The following is a 16,762-nucleotide window of genomic DNA, read 5'->3' as shown; positions in this document are numbered from 1 at the left end:
CTTCGCTCGCGGCCCTATCGGAGTGCCTCGAGGTCGAACTCGAAGGCCGACACCGGCACCTCGAGATCGTGCTCAACGAGCACCTTCGGGTGGACCTCGCCGATCACGCCGACTTCCTCGCCGTCGATGACGACCGCTGCCGTTCGACCCGAAATGAAGGTTGGGTGGTCGGTCGGCGGCGTCTCGAGATCGACGTCGAAGTTGCGGGCGAGCGCCTGCAGCCGGGCCTTGGCGTCCTCGTAACCGGCTTCGTGGTGGGCGAGGACGGCCCCGACGCGGCGGCCCTCCGCGACGCCCATATTTTCGCTCTCGTCGACCTCGGCCGCGAAGCCGATCTCGGCGAGGTTCTGCGGGTAGGAGCGGTGGGTGTTCCGCTCGAGGACCATCAGCAGCGACGGCATGACCCAGGTCCGCAACATGGTGAAGTCCTCGCTGTAGGGTTCTTTGATGGTCGCCGGCTCGCCGGCCCCGTAGACGTCGTCGCCGGGCGAGATATCGAGGCGGTCGTAGTTCTCCCCCTCGCTGATCATGTGGAAGTTCAGCAGGTCCTCGAAGCCCTGTCCGACGAGCTGGGTGCGGGCGGCGTTCTCGAGTCGAGAGCGCTCGTGGCGGCCGCCGACGGTTCCCACGTCGGGATAGCGGGGCTCGAGTTCGTTGAAGCCGTAGGCCCGCCCGAGGTCGTCGATAACGTCCAGGGGGTGGAGCACGTCGACGCGATAGGGCGGGATCGTCACCTCGTAGACGAGCTCGCCGTCCTCGTTTTCCTCCTTTTCGGCCTTGAGGCCCGAGCGCTCGGCCAAATCGATCACCTCGTCGGGACCGAGCCCGATGCCGAGGATGGTCTCGATGCGGTCGTGGGCGACCGTCTTCGTCTTCATCGAGAGGTCCGGTCTGACGACCTCGTGATCGGGGTACTCGACCCGCACCTCCTCGAGCGTGGCCCCGCGGGCCGACAGCGCGTAGCAGACGATGTTCAGCATCTTGTCGATCGTCCACTGGTCAGTGCCCGTCATCTCGACGAACAGGTCCCGCGAGTCCGTCGAGACCTCGGTACGCCGACCGTTGATCACCGGCGGGAACGAGAACAGGCCGATACTGTCGTAGATCGCCGGATAGCGCTCGTACTCGCTGACCAGATCGGCGTAGGTCTGCCCCGTCTGGTGGTCCTCGAGCACGTCGGCCGGCGTCATCTCCCGATCGGAATCGAGGGGGACGAACCGGTCCTCGTCGGGTTCGACGCCGACGTACTGGATCGTCGGGTTCCCCTCCGTTACGGCGGTCCCCTTCAGCATCGTCAGGTCGTGGATCCCGATCGCGCCCTTCGCACGCTTGCGCCCCATCGTCGCGTGAAGCTTCTCCTGGAGCTGGATCAGCGACTCGAGGCTCTCCTCGTCCAAGTCCACGTCGCGGACGACCGCGCCGGTGACGTAGGGACGCTCGTCGGGAACCGACTCGTCGACCTCGATAGTCCACTCCGACGAGTTCGGCGAGGGGACGTGCACCCCGCGCGCGTCGCCGTACTGGTACCGCAGCGAGCGGGCGACACCCTCGACGGAGAGCCGGTCGAGCCGGTCCGGTGCGAACTCGAGTTCGAACGCTCCGTCCTCGGTGCGGCCCTCGAACTCGAGGCCGAGCCCGAACAGGTCCTCCTGTAGCTCTTCGTCGCTCTTCTCGTCGTGACCGGTCAGGTCGCGCAGTTCGTCGGGGTCGATATCGACCGTGGGCATCAGTAGGTCACCTCCGTCTCTCGCAGCAGTTCGAGGTCACACAGCGTCCCGTGGATGTCTCGAATGTCCTCGAAGCCGTACATCAGCATGAGCAGTCGCTCTAAGGCCAGCCCCCAGGCCATCACGTCGCACTCCACGCCGAGGGGCTCGAGCATCTCCTCGCGGAAGATCCCCGAGTTGCCGATTTCGACGAGTTCGCCGGTCGTCGGATGCGTGCCGAACAGCTCGAAGCTGGGCTCCGTGTAGGGGTTGTAGTGGGGCTTGAACTGGATGTCCTCGATCCCGAATTGGGAGTAGAACTCCTCGAAGGTCCCCATGAGGTCGCGAACGGAGAGGTCCTCGGCCATCACCCAGCCCTCGATCTGGAAGAACTCGAGCAGGTGGGTCGGGTCGAGCGTGTCGTTTCGGTAGACCTTCTCGACGCTGAAGTACCGCTGTGGCGGCTCGAGGTCGCCGACCTCCTCGCCCGAGAGGTAGCGCGTCGACAGTGAGGTGGTGTGCCCGCGCAGCGCGAGCGCCCGCGCGAAGTCCTCGTCCCACGGCGAGTGGTAGCCCTCGCCGTCCGGACCGACGCCTTCCCGGTGAGCGCGCTCGACGCGGTCGACGAGGTCCTCGGGGAGTTCGTCGATGTGGGTCGGCTGCTCCAGGGCGAACCGGTCCCAGTGCGTGCGCGCGGGATGGTCCTGGGGCATGAACAGGCAGTCGTTGATCCAGAAGTCCGCGTCGACGTGCGGGCCGTCCATCTCCTGGAAGCCCATCCCGACGAGGGTGTCCTTGACGCGCTCGGCGGTCTGGCGCAGGATGTGGACCTTGCCGCCGTCGAACCGCTCGGCGTCGGCCTCGACGTTGTACTCGGAGAACTCGACGTCCTCCCACTCGCCGCTCGTGAGCAGTTCGGGGGTGACCTGGCCGACCGTCTCGGCAGTCTCGATGCCCGCCATCAGCTCCGTGACGGCGCGCTCGGTCAGCGTCACTTCGCGGACCGTCGACTCGCGTCGGTCGAGCAGTCCGCGCCGCTCGAGGGACTCGAGCGTCTCCGAATCGACGTCGACGCTGTCGACCGGGGCGTCGTCGACGTCGGCCAGTGCCTCGAGCGCGTTCGCCTCCGCATCGGCGTCCGGGTCCGCGTCGGGGTCGGCCGTGATCTCGCCGCTGTCGATCGCGCCGTACCCCTTGCGCGCGTAGTTCGAGAGCGCGATGTCGACCGCGCTGCCCTCGAGTCCCGACGCGCCGATGACCTGCCCCATCGAGACGGGGTCTGCGTCGGCACCGGCCTCGAGGGCGGCCTCGTAGAGCCGGACCTCGGGCAGTCCGTCGTCGACGTAGTCGCGCCCCTCGTCGGTCAGGGCGACCGTTTCGTCGACGCGCTCGCTGACGGCGACCAGCCCTTCGTCCTCGAGTTCGAAGACGGCCCCGGTGACGGTTTCGGGCGGGAGGTCGGTCGCCGCGGCGAGGGCGTCGACGGACGTTGCCTCGTCCGCGTTCGCGGCCTCTAGGACCGCGACCTGTTGTGCTGGAAGTTGCATTCGCTTACTTGCATTGCTGTGGGTCGGTCAGTTAGCGGTTCCGACTCAGTTCGGTATCGATGCTCGAGTCCGTGACGGACGTCGCGATGTCCGCGAACCGAACGCGGACGGTGCTCGAGCGGACGATACTGCCGCGGACGGTTTCGCCGCGAGCGACCGATCCGGTCGCTCTCGGCTCCACCGGCCCGGATTCACCGGGCGAAGAAGAAGCCGAATCCCGATCGCTGGCGCTGTGGTCGGCTGTCGACACCGGCACGGACGCGGGATTCGAGTGCCATACTCGGTAGCACTCGCGAGTCGGCTAAAAACGTTGTGATACGGGTCACCACACCACTACCGACGACCACCGCCTATCCCTCGGACACCCGCGTCGTCTCGAGCGAGCCGCTCTCGACCCATTCGAAGCCGGACTGCTCGGCGGCCGCGGTCGTCTCTGGAACCTCCACGGGCGCGCACCCGTCGGCGAACTCGATGCGCGTCTCGGCGGACTCTGTGGCCGGCAGTTCGGGGAGGAAATCGTCGTCCTCGAGCAGTCCTCGAACGGAGACGGTCCCGCCCGCGTCGAGCGCCGCGCCGAGCGCGCGATACTGGTCGTCGTCGGCCTGGGGATCGAGTTCCGTACCGAACGAGTCGTTGCTGACCCGCGCCGTCTGGCTGGTCCCCGAGAGCGTCCCGAACCCGTCCGAATTCGTCTCGCTCTCGTCCGGGCCCGTCGCTCGCTCGTCCCGACTCGAGTCGTCCACCGTTTCCGAGCGACCGGAGGCGGCCGCCGCGGCGTCGCGCTCCGCGGCCCGGTCGACGGCCTCGTCGCGTTGCCGTGATACGGCGGGCGATCCCCGGAGTTCGAAGCCGTCGACCTCGCTCGCGGGCGCTGTCGTGGCCGATCGTTCCGAGGCAGCCGTCGACGCCGTGCTGACCGTCGCGTCGCTCGATCGCGCCGCGGCCGTCCCGTCCGAACTCGACTCCGATTCCGGACGCACGGACGGTTCGGCTTCGTCGATGAGCGAGCCGACGTCGGACGGCAGTTCGCTCGATCGACGCGTCCCGCGTTCGAGCGCCCAGGGCGGCCACGGATCGTCGGCGTCAGCGCCGGCTCCGGTATCTATCGATCCGTCCGGTTCGTCGCCGGCCGCGGGGACGTACGCCGCGAGTCCGTGCTTCGGAAGCAGTGGTCGATCGACGGCCTCGATTCGGGAGCCGTAGCGCTCGCGGAGCCGCTCGAGTTCGCTCCGGTCGACCAGCGCGGCGCGCCAGCGGTCGACGCCCGACGAGAGGAGGACGAACCGCGCGTCGGTACCCGCGAGGATCGCGTCGTCGATCGTCCGGAGGACGGCCGGGAGGTTGTCGGTCCCGAGCGGCGTCTCGGGGGAGGCGATCGTCGCCTCCCGCGCTCGGCCGCGGGGATCCGACGCGGTCAGTTCCAGTCCGTCGCGGGTCGCCGACAGCTCGAGCGACCAGCCGATCGCCTCGAAGACGGCCGCGAGTTCGGACTCGAGGTCGGCCCGCGAGTACCGGGCCGCACACGCGAGGCCGCGGTCGCTCCGCGCGATCGTCCGCCGGAGCACCGTCGTCCGATCGACGCCCGTCGCGAGCGCGTCGACCAGCGCCGCCTCGAGGGTGACGTCGCCGGACGCGTTCCGTCGAACGTCCGCCGCCGTGACGCCGAACGCGCCGAGGACGTCGGCACAGACCAGTCGGTCGTCGGTCGAGCCGCGGCGGTGCGGGGCCATCGTGGCTCACGGTTCCACGACTGCCCCTATATATCTTCGTCAGACGCCAAAATGTATGTCCGCTCCCTGCCGAACCGATCCGCGAAAGTCGACGGAAGCGGCCGCGAGCACCCCGCGTTAGCGACGCCGCGGTGACTCGAGTTCGATGTCCGCCTCCTCGAGCAGTTCCTCGACTTCCTCGCGTTTCTCCTGGTGCTCCTCGAGGAACTCTTTCATGAGCTGGGCGGCCTGCTCCTTGCAGTCGCCACAGAGGCGCTCGCCGCCGACGCACTCGTCGTAGACGCGCTTAGCGAACTCGTCGTCGTCGCCGGCCAGCAGGTAGGCGTAGAGTTCGTAGACGGGACACTCGTCCGCCCGTCCCCCCTTCTCGCGGTGTTCCTCGGCGGTCTCGCGGCCGCCCGTGGACGCGGCCTTCACCTTGTCGTAGCCGTCCTCGGGGTCGTCCAGCAGCGAGATGTGCGAGGCGGGAATCGAGGAGGACATCTTGCCGCCGGTGAGTCCGGTCATGAAGCGGTGGTAGATCGACGACGGCGGCTGGAAGCCGTAACCGCCGTTGTCGACCTCGACCTCGCGGGCGAGTTCCTCGGCCGCGGCGCGGTCGAGATCGAAGGCGTCGACGTGGCTCTCGTAGACCCGCTTTTCGCCGTCGATGGCGTCGACCAACGCGTCGAAGGCCTCGTCGGTCGCCCGCCGGTCGAAGAAGCGAGTCCGCGGTCGGATCGGTTCCATCCCCGCCTCCTCGAGCTTCGTCAGCACCGAACTCAGCGTGTCCGCGTCGACCTCGAGCTCCGACAGCGGCGTCTCCTCGATCGCCTCGGCGACGTGGACGCAGCGGAGGTCGTCGTCGTCGAAGTCGGCGGGCTCGAGTCGCTCGTAGAATTCGGCGACCAGCGCGCGTTCCTCGGGCTCGAGTTCGAAGCTGGCGTACGCCTCGCTCACTTTGAAGAAGCGCATTCGCTCGGCGAGGTCCCGCGCCAGCCGGACGTGGGGGTCCTGGTCCGGGCCGACGGGGATCACGGTCGGCTTGGGCTCCTCGAGTTGCGGGTAGAGGATGTCGGCCATCTGGGTGACGACGGACTGCATGTGGGAGACGTCAGTCTCGCCGTCGAAGCCGTAGATCGCCTGAAACTCCGAGAAGTTGGCGTCGGCTCCCAGTTCGAAGGCCAGGTCCTGTAGCTCTCGGTTGGTCGACTGCCGGTAGAGTTCGCCCTCCTCGGGATCGAAGCCGAGCGCGAGCAGGGAGAGGAGGTAGTCCCGAGCGTGCTCGTCGATCTCGTCCCAGCTCATTCCGCGGGCGGAGTTGGCCTCGAGATCGGCGATCAGCCCGTAGGCGTCGGCCCCCTGCTGTTGGTGCCAGATGATCTCGTCGAAGACCAGCTTGTGGCCGATGTGGGGGTCGCCGGTAGGCATGAAGCCCGAGAGGACGGCCGCCGGCTCGTCGTTCTGTAGCGCCTCCGCGACCGGCCGGTAGTCGCGGTGGCCGAAGATGACGCCCCGGCGCATCAGGTAGTGCGGGTTCGGGACCTCCTCCAAAACGTCGTCGAACTCCTCGATGCCGAACTCCTCGAACAGGTTCCGGTAGTCGGAGACGCTCGAGGAACCCCAGGGGTCCAGCGCGACGTCGTCTGCACCTGCGGCCCCTCCATCCGTGAGCGGTTCCCCGGTCGTCGGTTCCCCTGACTCGGACTCCTCGAGTGGGTCGTCTCCGGTCATTAGGTGCGTTTTGGCGCGCCAGCGCGCAAAAGCCTTCGGCTTCGGCTCTGCCGAAATATTCGGTCACCGAGAGTGATGTCGGTGCGCCCCGAACGTCGAGTACGATGCGGATTCAGCTATTCGGGCGCGAACAGGAGATCGACGGCTCGGCGATCGACGCGGAGCCGGCGGTGATCCGCGACCAGGTGCGGGAGTACGAGGCCGGCGAGCGGACGGCGTTCGACCTCGAGATCGCGTTTCCCGACGACTTCACGGGGACTGTCATGCGCGCGATGACGGCGATTCCGGCCGGCGAAACCCGAACGTACGGGGAGATCGCGTCGGCACTCGACAGCGCACCGATCGCGGTCGGGCAGGCCTGCGGCCGCAATCCGGTTCCCGTGATCGTGCCCTGTCACCGAATCGTCGGCGCGGACTCGCTCACCGGCTACGCGGGCGGACTGGCGTTGAAACGACGGTTGCTCGAGCACGAGGGGGCCGCGATTCCCGGTGAGCCGTAGCGGTTCGGTTCTCGAACGATTCCTGTGCCGCACCTGTTATGGTTCCTCCGACTGATACGTCGATCGTGACCGACGTTCCGATCCTGACGGACGGCGATATCTACTCGCAGTTCGACTACGAGGGGGTCGTCGACGCCGTGCGGTCGGCGTTCGCTGAACGGGCCGCCGGCACCCTCGAGGCCCCGCCGCGCTGGCACGTCGACGCCGGCGAGGGCGAACTCGTCTTCACTGCGGGAGCCGCGACTGGTCCGGCTAACGCCGCCGGCTTCCGAGTCTACGAGACCCATCCCGATGACGGCGAGGGACACACGGAACTGGTAGCGATTTTCGACGCGACGACCGGCGCGTTCGAAGGGCTGGTCGTCGGCCATGCGATCGGTGGCCTCCGCACTGGGGGCATCGGCGGCGTCGCGATCGACCGTCTCGCTCGCGAAGGGTGCGAGACGGTCGGCGTTCTCGGGTCGGGCTTCCAGGCTCGAGCGCAGGTCGGTGCGGCCTGTGCGGCCCGCGAGTTCACGGAGGTACTGGTCTACAGTCCGACCACCGGAAGCCGCGAATCCTTCGCCGAGACGGTCGACGGCGAGGTCGACCCGCCCGTTCGCGCGGTCGACGACCCCGAACCGGTCGTCCGCGAAGCCGAGGCGCTCGTCTGTGCGACCGACAGCGAGGAGCCGGTCTTCGATGCCGACTGGCTCGCGCCCGGCACCCACGTCACGACGATCGGACCGCGATTTCGGGACGCCCACGAACTCCCGCTCGCGGTCGTCGATCGCGCCGACGTCGTCGCCACCGACTCGCTCCCGCAGGTCGACGACTACGACCGCCCGTACATCGTGGCGGGCGAGGACCGCGAGCGGATGATCGAACTCGCCGACATGCTCGAGGACCCGGGACTCGGCCGGCAGCGCGAGGACGACGTCACGCTCTTTTGCTCGGTCGGATTGGCGGGGACGGAGGTCGTCCTGGGGAAACGGTTCCTCAAGCGATTCGCATAGCTCGGGCGACGAACTAACGAGCGATTCCGCGAGCTATCGCGTCCGGAGTCGACGTCAGTCGGCTCGGTCCGTCTGGTCGGCCCGATCGGCCGCCGTTCGCAACGCCGCGAGTCGATCCGATTCGACGCCGGCGAGGACGACCGCTGCGAAGACGCGGTCGCCGTCGGGCCGGGGCGAATCGCCGCCGAGGATGCCCGAACCGCCGACGGCCGACTCGAGGGTTCGCCGTCCCTCGGCGATCGCGCGTCGGTTGAGCCACGCCGGCGGGCCGCCGACGATCAGCAGTCCGCGCTCGGCCGTTTCGGGGTCACAGTCGAGGGTCAATTTCCCGCGGATCCCCTTTCTGACCACCGTCTCGACGGCGCTGACCGCCTCGCTCGTGTCGACGTCCGGCTCCGCCGACAGGAGCCCGAGGCCGAACCGCGAGCCGCTCGTCTCGACCGCCTGGTCTCCGTAGCCGAGCGCGACGATGGCCGACTGGTCGCCGACGATCCGGCGGATGTCGCTCGCATCGATGACGGTCTGGGCGACCGACTCCGCTGAACCGCCGCCGTCGGCGAAGACGGCCGCGACGCGCGTCGCCAGCTCGCGGTTGCAGCGGTCGCGACCGTCGGCGAGCGTCTCGCCGGGGCGGAGCCAGTCCTCGTTGTCGAACGTGATGATCGCGCTCGCGACCCCGTCGAGTCGCTCGAGGGTGGCGACGGCGTTCACCGCCGCGTTCGGTCGCGGCGGTGCGTCGGCGGTGCTCGGCTCGCTCGCGCGAGGGCCGCTTCCCGACGCGTCCGCCGCGGCGTCGAACTCGCGGTCGGCCGGCAGCGTCGCCAGGACGTAGACCGGCGCGTCGGACCGCCGCTGGAGCGCTGAGACGAGCGCGGGGACCGCACCGCTGCCGGTCGCCCCGCCGAGGCCGACCGCGACGAGAATCCCGTCGGCCGCGCCCGGTGTGGAACGGTCCGCGCTCTCGAGGAGGTCGTCGGCGTAATCTCGGCCGACGGACCGCCCTCGTTCGAGATCGCCTTCGAGGCCGCCCTCGATATCGTCGGGGCCGTACCGAACCCGGTTCGATTCGGGGATGACGGTCCGATTCAGGTCGTTCCCGTCGGTGTCGAACGCGAAGACATCGGTGAGAAACGAGCGGTCGGTCGGCTCCGCGGCCCGGATCGCGTCGGCGATCCGACAGCCCGCGCCGCCGACGCCGATCACCTCGAGTTGCATGGTGCGTTCCTCGTCCGTCGGGGTTTTGAGGATTCCGCTCGCGCGGACTGTTGTGAGAAACGAGCGGTCAGTCGGCGCGGGTCGACGGGCCGTACCGATCGACGCGGCGTCGCCGACGGCCGAGCGACGGCCGACTCAGGGCGTCAGCCGCTCGAGCGACCACCACTCGAGTTCCGCGCGGCCGTCGGATCCCTCGCCCACCAGTGCGAACACCATCGTCTTCCGGACGCCGTGAGCGAGCCGCACGTCCAGCGCCAGATCCCGCGGCTCGAAGACGTAGCCGGCGGGATGGACGCGAACCAACAACTCGGAGTGGCCGAGATCCTCGACGGACTCCACGTCGGCGTAGGTCCGGAAGTCGGCGCCGAACTTGTACCCCGTCTTGGGGACGACGCCGCGTTCCCGGAGCGCAGTGTAGACGGTCAGCCGCCGATCGAAGCGCTCGCCCTCGACCTCGCGACCCCGCTCGCGGACCGTCTCGGGCTCGAGGTCGATCGCCCCCCGTTCGGCGAGGTAGGCCGCCTCGAGCAGGGAACACTGCAGCGTCGGCTCGTCGTACTCCCGGCCCTCGAGGGGCTGGCCGTAGAACGTCCGCTCGTAGAGGTCGAGCGGCGGCTCCCAGACGACGACCCGGTCGGCGAGCAGGTCGGCCTCGCACTCCGTGGGCAGCGACGCGTCGGAGTCCGAGGTCCCCGTCGGGTCACGGCGGCCGACCTCGAAGTAGGTGATTTCGCTCTCCTCGTCGACCACCGCCAGCACGCCCTCCCGGAGCTCGGCGGCGGGAATGTCGGTTCGCTCGCCGATGATCCGCAAGGCGTAGGCAATTTCGCCGTCGCCGGGCCCCTTCCCTCGCGGGAACACCGCGAAGTCGGCCTCGCCGCCGGGCGGGTCCGACACCCACGGCTCCGCGGCCGGCGAGAGGTAGAAGCCCCGCGATCGCAGATCCGCGTAGACGAGAAACCGAACGCCGAAATCGTCGCCGGGCTCGCGGGCGATGAACTCCCGGAACCCGAGCCGTTCGCCGCTCGCGGTATTCACGACCGCCTCGAGGTCCCCTCGATACAGGAGGTGGGCCGCTTCCACGGGCGCGAGCGCGATCTCGTTCCCCTCGAGCGGATAGCCGTAGCCCCGCGAGTCGTGATATCGCTGGCGCGCGTCGCCGCCCACGTGGACGACCCCCTCGTCCGCGTCGAACCGCCCCTCGAGTGACATAGCCGGGGTTTGGCCGGCCGGCACTAAGTGGCTGCGGATCGATCCCTATTCGTCGTCACTATCGTTTCCTGAGGAATCGGGTCCGAATCGAACACGCTGAAAGCCCCTGGTGCGCTCGACTCCCGCGCCTCGCTGCGGTCCTCGGTCGCTCGCTCCGCTCGCTCCTTCCGGTCCTTGCATCGTCGGGGTTCGTCGAGCAACGGGAGAGCGTCGCTCTCCCGAGCATCGCGGACGCGAGGCGTCCGCTCAGCGCACCAGCCCCTTTCAGTCCCGCCCACCGCAGCGCCGGCTGATCTTTCGGCTGTCGCGCGGTGGGAAGACGACACGGTAGGAGTCAGTCGTCGGCGACGGAGTCGGCCCCGAGCGGGCTCTCGAGTGCGCGATCGCAGGTCGCGTCGAGACAGCGGACGCCGCTGGCGGTCTCGAAGGTCGGTAGCCCGCAGTCGCACTCGCCGTCGACGACGCCCGCGGGGACGGCGAAACCGGTGTCGCAGTCGGGGTAGTGCTCGCAGCCGGCGATGAGCCCACCGCGCCGGAGGATCCGGAGGTCGCCGTCGCAGTCCGGTTCTGGGCACTCCCACTCGCGGTCGAAGGCTCCCTTGACCGCCGCGTCGAGGGACTCACAGCCGCGGTCGAGGCAGACGTTGAAGGCGAGACCGCGCTCGACGCGCATCTTGGGGAGCCCGCAGTCGCAATCGCAGTGCTCGTCGCGGACCGTCGCGTCCGCCGGCACGCCGTAGCGGTCGCCACAGCCGACACAGTGGACGCCGCTCGAGCGCACTAACGCCGCGCCGCAGTCGGGACAGTCCCCGACGGGCGTTCCGGCCGCCGAAGCCGGATAGTGAGCGAATCCGTCGCGTTCGTGGGTGGCGATCCGCAGCGTCTGGGTGTCCTTCTTCGCAACGAGGGTGAAGCCGTCTCGCCGGTCGCTCGAGACGCTGTCGGCGCGGGTCAGCCACGCGACGGGCTGGTAGCCGTCGACGTCGTGGACGAGGACAGTGTTGTCCGGTAAGACCATAGAACTACTAGTAGTTTGGAGACCAGTCCTCTTTGCTGGCTTTATTTCCAATATAGTATTACATTCACGAACGGAAGTTTGTGAGCTGTGCTGATCCGCGGATCATATACTTCTCTTAGGCCTATGTGCTGAACTGGCAAACGCCACTTTTATTATAGGATGTCTAAGAACATCATGAAGAATGACTGATCAGCAGAAGGGAGATGTTCAACATGTTTCTATTTATCAATGCCATCCACAGGCTGATGATCCTTGGTGGGAACTCTATGAGGAAATATCAGCTGATGAACTAGATAATTATGAAAATACGAAAGATATTGTCCGGGGCTTCATGGGAAACTTAGAAAAAAAGCAATATAAAGACCCCTCGATCAAGAATGCTCGAAAACACGAGCTAGAGGACCAAGAAACGCAATCAACTCTTAACGAACTTTCAACCTTCCATCTCAATAATGCGGAATCCGATGTGAATTCTCCTGAAAGTGAGGCTGAAGAAGCAGAGGAAGCAGAAGAAGTAGAAGAAGACGACGATACATCTACTGAAGAAAATAATACGAATGACGGCTTTTCCAATCAGGCAGATCCTTTAATAGAGAAGTATGAAAAGGCTTCTAATAGCGTTGATTGCTTTTTATTATTCATTGAATATTCCTGGGAAAGTGATAGATTTGAATCTGAGAATCGACTTATGATCGTTCAACTCCCACTTAGAGAAGATGTTTTCATTCCTGGAGAAGATAATGATGAAGATGCCGAGGAATTATTTTCTAATCTACAGGATGCATTTGATGACACATTGAAAAAATCTATATTATACCCTTTTCAAGGAACATCAAATGAGGATCGTGGGTCAAATTCCCAAGATGATTCCGAAAATGAAACTAATGGCGGAGAGGGTACTGATGAAGATGAAGATAACTCAGATGGAGAGTCACTTGGAGTAGCATATCTTTACCAGAGAAATGGACAAGCCCAGTATTGGCATGAATTTCTTGATTTACAGGGAGTAGATCATAAAGACGAGATATTAGCAGAACAACGAATTGATATTTTGAAACAAGTGAAAGATGATGAGACTGATAATGAGGATATCGAAGATCCCTTTGCTGAAATTGATTCACTTGCTGATGTAGACCAGAGCGAGTTACAAGATAATCTTGAGAAATATTGGGATAGTGGTATTGTAATAGAGATTGGCAATTTCAAGATACAAGGGTTCACGGTGGGTCAAGTTCTTGAACAGGATCCAATTGATTTCTATGAAAACACCGATACTGGTGAAATATTCACAGTTATAAGAGGTCAAGAACCAGCCTTCCGGCCTGTTGGAAAAGGTACTTATCGTCAGTCGTCAAATGGCGAAGAAGAAGGAGAAGAAGAAGAGGATGAAACAATTGATATATCCCTTTTCCCCGATCTGTCAGAATATAAAAATTTGGATGATATATTAGATGATAGATGAATTATCATTCTTAGCTAATTTACAGGAGGCGTATTTAGAGGAAGGAAATTGGAGTAAGAATACCATTTCTATTTCAGACCAATCAATTGATGATATAGATAAGTCTGACTTGAAATCAATAGTAGAAAAAATAGCCGACAGGCCACGCTGGTTTAGAGATTTTCAGCTCAGTATTCCTGCTCCATCAAGCTACGAGACAGAAACTCTACTTCTGTACCTTCAAAATGGTGTTTGTCTTAAGCAGCAGGGGGTAGATCTGCTACTGGCCTCTACTGAACAAAGTAGTTCTGATTGGGCAGGTCGGATATCTGACCAGCTTTCAGGAGAAAATTATAGAGATGGTGTTGAACTAATATATGATATATTAAGTATATCTGGTGACGGTCAACTACGTTTATCAATATCGATAAACAAATCGAATATCAAAGATGATCTATTTGATGAATGTGATATAGAGATAGGTGACTCCTCACCACAGTTTTGGACTAGTAAAAAAACTCTTGAATATTGGATTGATGACAAGAATGTTGAGAGTATCATTGAATCCCAATTCAGTGGCACATCAACACCATATCATTGCTTTTTAGATGGTGACAGTATCGTAGAGAGTCAATATGTTGGATTTATTTCTCTATATTCACTACTAAATGGTGGTACAGACTACTATCCCGTTAGTTGTCAAAGTAGTTATGAGGAGGAGCAAAGTACATTAACAAATCTGTTTGATGACACAGATTTCAATCCACCTAGAGTGTCGCCACTTATATTTGATAACCCTGTTTTGCGTGATATTTATGAACCTGTTTTTATTTCGTCGGCGATAGCTTGTTTAGCTACTACACATTCTCTTGACGGGAACCACTTTGAAGCTGAGACCAAGACAGACCGTCATCATGCATCCAGCCAAATTGATTTCGGTGATCCAACCACTGATACGATCGATGATCGCCACATGCCAGAAATATATAAATTATTGGAGGAAGTTGTTCACCCAGACGGACCGTCTTCTCTAACCCATTGGCATCGATCAGTTGCTACTCATTGCTCGTCTTTTACTGAAATCTCTACAAAGAACCGTGAGATCAGTCACTATTATGGCTTTCTACGAGAAGAAGATGCTAAAAAAGAATTAGATCAACTTCAAAATACAATTGAGGAGGCATTTGAGCTCACAAGAACCGTTGCCACCTCGCTTTCAGAGGCTTCCCAATCACTAACTTCTGATATTCAAAAGATTATCATTACACTTCTAGCAGCTATTGTAACTAATTTCGTTCTGATTCTTCGCTATTCAGATCTCGCTGTTCTTGCCCCTTTCAGTATCTCAGCGATCGCGGGAATTCTAATCTTCTATTTCCCCATCATACAAAACGAAATTGGAGAAACTCAAGCGATAATGGAGAATCGTACTGGTGATTTCATTGTCTATCTTTCCGAGATTCGTAGTCACGTAGGTACACGAGTTTTTGACCTCGGTAAGATTGAGGATCAGCACGAAATTCATCTCAAAACTGCTTATAAATCTTTAGAAAATGCAAAACAAACCATAAGTAAGATATATTATATTTTGGTTCTTATTTGGGCTATAATTATATTTTATAGTACATTTGTGATATCAGAATGGAGTCCCAATAGTATAACAGTACTTCTTAATAACTTAGAAATACAAACGTCAGTGATTGAGAATGAAGCTCCAATAAAAATAACATTATTGTCCTCAACAATTCCATCACTTTGGCTTCTATATAAGCTCTATAGCCACTTCGAAACCTCAGAGGCCAACTTCTGGTCCTCTTCTTTAAGAATGTCTTCGTCAACCAGTGACACTGAAATCACCTTCCCTGAAATTCGAAAAGAGTCAACCAAACCAGATGAAGTCGATATTGACCTATTTGAAGATATAACACCTCAGCATTATTTTGAATATTGTCCTCTGTTGCTGGTTTTACTTTTAGGATCCATGGTTCTTTGTGGGATCATTTCCCTATATATAATAATGTAGGGCAGAGACAATATCTATAATTGAATAAAATATTTCTTTGAGAGGTTTGTCCTTGTTTCACATGGAATTATAGAGCGTAGTGTTTCATCGGAATATTAAGCTTGAAGATTTCATTTCGGTAGTCGTCATTGATGTGTTCATAATTCGGGTGCAGGTAATCATCAATAGCATCTTCCCACTCATTTTCACCTTCTGGTTCGATCAAGTCACCGCGCATATACTGGACCAGTTCCCGATTGAGACCCATCTCAAGTCGCGTATAAGAACTGAACCAATGCCGACCGAAATGACTCGTCACCGCACGGTTGTCATCCGTTTCAGCATATTCCGGATGGAAAGCCTCTTTCCATGGTCGGTTGACTGGCCGAGTGGTGCTCAACTGAGTGAACGACTGTGTCGACAAGAAGACCCAGGGTTCGTCTACTTGTGGGCGAGTCATGAGATGCCGAATGAGTAGCCAACGGAGTTCTTCGTCGATCGGTAGTAGCCGGGGAACACTCGATTTGTTACCATCCCGATCTGGGGGAATAACTACTACATCCGTGTAATCTTCAAGCGCGGGGTGTGTCCCAAGATTGGGATAGCATTTCTGCACGCCAGCATGGCTAATATGTATATCCCTGATCATCCAGTTCCGAAGTTCCCCGGCGCGGATCCCTAGTTTCAACTGCGATCCGATGAGTGTTCGTGACCGGATATTGGCAATCTGGCTGAATATGTCACGAAGTGATTGGAGTGAGAGGTTTGGGAATGGTTTCTCCTTGTTTTCACCGAACGCGACCTCTTTCCGCGCGATCTGGATTGGATTGTATTCAATTGGATGTGGGAAGACTGACTCGTCTTGCCAGTATTCGTAGGCTTGGTTCAGACGCGAGAGTTTCAACTTGATGGTTGACGGCGCATTATTGTGGACGTCCCGCCTCCATGTAATGAACGACTTGATCTGCTGCTTCGTGGGACAAGCAGGATGTCGGTCTGTTGTGGCCATGAACTCCCGCCATTGCCGAAACGTTCGGCGGTACTCCTCAATTGTGTCGGGCTTATCGATTCTGTCTCGATTCGTAACGACCATGTAGATAAAGTAGTCGAACGGATCGGGGAGACCAGTAAACACATTGTTATACTGAGCGAGCGGATCTGTTGGCTGGTCAAATGCCTCAGCATATTCTTCGCGGATCTGCTCTGGAGATTTCTCCAGTGCTTCACCTACGTGTATGTCATCATCACTCATCACGTTCCTCCGTTTGGCGTTTCGCAGCTTTTTCGCGCCGTCGTTTGACCCGTACCATCCAAATCGTCCGTGCAGCACTATGATTGATTGCCGCTAGCAGGACTGGATTATAGAGGTGGGGGTGCTGGAAATCAGTTTTGAGGTAGTCATAGAAGTCGTAGATGCGGAGAAAGTAGTATTCGTAACACGTCTTTGGAACCTTATCTTCGAGGAGAGTGTCGCACCACGCCTCGACGTCACGCGGTGAGGCGAGTGCGTGGTGGCGGCCACGGTCTTCCATATGGTCTTTCCACGACGTGCCCGCGAGGCGGGCCGCCTGTCGCATTCGGTCAGAGTCATACTGCTTTAGTAACACCTCTTCCATATAGCGGTCCCATGTGTCCTTATTACGGTACCGACCAGCGTACGTTTTTAGTCGATACCGTTTCGGG

Annotated in this window: 14 protein-coding genes; 5 read left to right on the top strand and 9 right to left on the bottom strand. The window is 60.6% G+C overall.

The features are described 5' to 3' along the window. Window positions 1-14: 14 nt before the first annotated feature. Both pheT and pheS read right to left on the bottom strand, forming a co-directional pair. Window positions 15-1,727: a phenylalanine--tRNA ligase subunit beta gene (pheT, locus tag LDH66_RS21395; RefSeq protein ID WP_226483111.1), complete on the bottom strand. Its 1,713-nt coding sequence runs from the start codon at window positions 1,725-1,727 to the stop codon at window positions 15-17. Further along, window positions 1,727-3,253, bottom strand: coding sequence for a phenylalanine--tRNA ligase subunit alpha (pheS, locus tag LDH66_RS21390; RefSeq protein ID WP_226483110.1), 1,527 nt, complete (start codon window positions 3,251-3,253; stop codon window positions 1,727-1,729). Before pheS ends, pheT begins: the two co-directional genes overlap by 1 nt. A gap of 59 nt (window positions 3,254-3,312) precedes the next feature. Between pheS and LDH66_RS21385 the strand changes: the two genes are divergently transcribed. Further along, on the top strand, window positions 3,313-3,540 hold the full coding sequence (locus LDH66_RS21385; RefSeq protein WP_226483109.1) for a hypothetical protein: 228 nt from the start codon (window positions 3,313-3,315) through the stop codon (window positions 3,538-3,540). Between the two features lie 63 nt (window positions 3,541-3,603). On the opposite strand, the gene LDH66_RS21380 is transcribed toward LDH66_RS21385, so the two are convergent. Then, on the bottom strand, window positions 3,604-4,983 hold the full coding sequence (locus LDH66_RS21380; protein WP_226483108.1) for a hypothetical protein: 1,380 nt from the start codon (window positions 4,981-4,983) through the stop codon (window positions 3,604-3,606). A 117-nt stretch (window positions 4,984-5,100) separates the two neighbouring features. Next, window positions 5,101-6,696: a tryptophan--tRNA ligase gene (locus LDH66_RS21375; protein WP_226483107.1), complete on the bottom strand. Its 1,596-nt coding sequence runs from the start codon at window positions 6,694-6,696 to the stop codon at window positions 5,101-5,103. A 104-nt stretch (window positions 6,697-6,800) separates the two neighbouring features. On the opposite strand from LDH66_RS21375, the gene LDH66_RS21370 reads away from it, so the two are divergent. Beyond that, window positions 6,801-7,196 carry a methylated-DNA--[protein]-cysteine S-methyltransferase gene (locus tag LDH66_RS21370; RefSeq protein ID WP_226483106.1) on the top strand — a complete coding sequence of 132 codons (396 nt, stop codon included), beginning with the start codon at window positions 6,801-6,803 and terminating at the stop codon, window positions 7,194-7,196. Window positions 7,197-7,261: 65 nt separating this feature from the next. Further along, complete coding sequence (locus LDH66_RS21365) at window positions 7,262-8,191, top strand: ornithine cyclodeaminase family protein (RefSeq protein ID WP_226483105.1); 930 nt, start codon at window positions 7,262-7,264, stop codon at window positions 8,189-8,191. A gap of 54 nt (window positions 8,192-8,245) precedes the next feature. Here LDH66_RS21365 and LDH66_RS21360 read toward each other — a convergent pair whose 3' ends face one another. The 3 genes from LDH66_RS21360 to LDH66_RS21350 all read right to left on the bottom strand — a co-directional run bounded on the left by LDH66_RS21360 (window position 8,246) and on the right by LDH66_RS21350 (window position 11,690). Then, window positions 8,246-9,406: a tubulin/FtsZ family protein gene (locus tag LDH66_RS21360; RefSeq protein ID WP_226483104.1), complete on the bottom strand. Its 1,161-nt coding sequence runs from the start codon at window positions 9,404-9,406 to the stop codon at window positions 8,246-8,248. Window positions 9,407-9,541: 135 nt separating this feature from the next. Next, window positions 9,542-10,618 (bottom strand): tRNA-intron lyase, encoded by a 1,077-nt coding sequence (endA, locus tag LDH66_RS21355; RefSeq protein WP_226483103.1) that lies wholly within the window; start codon window positions 10,616-10,618, stop codon window positions 9,542-9,544. Between the two features lie 334 nt (window positions 10,619-10,952). Continuing rightward, window positions 10,953-11,690 (bottom strand): DUF91 domain-containing protein, encoded by a 738-nt coding sequence (locus tag LDH66_RS21350; RefSeq protein WP_425492992.1) that lies wholly within the window; start codon window positions 11,688-11,690, stop codon window positions 10,953-10,955. Between the two features lie 127 nt (window positions 11,691-11,817). Between LDH66_RS21350 and LDH66_RS21345 the strand changes: the two genes are divergently transcribed. Both LDH66_RS21345 and LDH66_RS21340 read left to right on the top strand, forming a co-directional pair. Further along, window positions 11,818-13,098, top strand: coding sequence for a hypothetical protein (locus LDH66_RS21345; protein WP_226483102.1), 1,281 nt, complete (start codon window positions 11,818-11,820; stop codon window positions 13,096-13,098). After that, window positions 13,088-15,100: a hypothetical protein gene (locus LDH66_RS21340; protein ID WP_226483101.1), complete on the top strand. Its 2,013-nt coding sequence runs from the start codon at window positions 13,088-13,090 to the stop codon at window positions 15,098-15,100. The genes LDH66_RS21345 and LDH66_RS21340 overlap by 11 nt, the downstream gene beginning before the upstream one ends. 67 nt (window positions 15,101-15,167) lie before the next feature. Here the strand turns inward: LDH66_RS21340 and LDH66_RS21335 are convergent, their stop codons facing one another. After that, window positions 15,168-16,331, bottom strand: coding sequence for a tyrosine-type recombinase/integrase (locus LDH66_RS21335; RefSeq protein ID WP_226483100.1), 1,164 nt, complete (start codon window positions 16,329-16,331; stop codon window positions 15,168-15,170). Further along, on the bottom strand, window positions 16,324-16,611 hold the full coding sequence (locus LDH66_RS21330) for a hypothetical protein (protein ID WP_226483099.1): 288 nt from the start codon (window positions 16,609-16,611) through the stop codon (window positions 16,324-16,326). The genes LDH66_RS21335 and LDH66_RS21330 overlap by 8 nt, the downstream gene beginning before the upstream one ends. Window positions 16,612-16,762: the final 151 nt, after the last annotated feature.

The organism is Natrinema amylolyticum (genome assembly GCF_020515625.1).
Classification (GTDB): domain Archaea; phylum Halobacteriota; class Halobacteria; order Halobacteriales; family Natrialbaceae; genus Natrinema; species Natrinema amylolyticum.
Note: the sequence above shows the minus strand (reverse complement) of the source record. Positions and strands in the feature narration are given on the sequence as shown.

Bases quoted from the DNA above. Each gene is read 5' to 3' on its own strand.
- pheT (WP_226483111.1), bottom strand. From the start codon at position 1,727: ATGCCCACGGTCGATATCGACCCCGACGAACTGCGCGACCTGACCGGT.
- pheS (WP_226483110.1), bottom strand. From the start codon at position 3,253: ATGCAACTTCCAGCACAACAGGTCGCGGTCCTAGAGGCCGCGAACGCG.
- LDH66_RS21385 (WP_226483109.1), top strand. From the start codon at position 3,313: ATGCTCGAGTCCGTGACGGACGTCGCGATGTCCGCGAACCGAACGCGG.
- LDH66_RS21380 (WP_226483108.1), bottom strand. From the start codon at position 4,983: ATGGCCCCGCACCGCCGCGGCTCGACCGACGACCGACTGGTCTGTGCC.
- LDH66_RS21375 (WP_226483107.1), bottom strand. From the start codon at position 6,696: ATGACCGGAGACGACCCACTCGAGGAGTCCGAGTCAGGGGAACCGACG.
- LDH66_RS21370 (WP_226483106.1), top strand. From the start codon at position 6,801: ATGCGGATTCAGCTATTCGGGCGCGAACAGGAGATCGACGGCTCGGCG.
- LDH66_RS21360 (WP_226483104.1), bottom strand. From the start codon at position 9,406: ATGCAACTCGAGGTGATCGGCGTCGGCGGCGCGGGCTGTCGGATCGCC.
- endA (WP_226483103.1), bottom strand. From the start codon at position 10,618: ATGTCACTCGAGGGGCGGTTCGACGCGGACGAGGGGGTCGTCCACGTG.
- LDH66_RS21345 (WP_226483102.1), top strand. From the start codon at position 11,818: ATGACTGATCAGCAGAAGGGAGATGTTCAACATGTTTCTATTTATCAA.
- LDH66_RS21340 (WP_226483101.1), top strand. From the start codon at position 13,088: ATGATAGATGAATTATCATTCTTAGCTAATTTACAGGAGGCGTATTTA.
- LDH66_RS21335 (WP_226483100.1), bottom strand. From the start codon at position 16,331: ATGAGTGATGATGACATACACGTAGGTGAAGCACTGGAGAAATCTCCA.
- LDH66_RS21330 (WP_226483099.1), bottom strand. From the start codon at position 16,611: ATGGAAGACCGTGGCCGCCACCACGCACTCGCCTCACCGCGTGACGTC.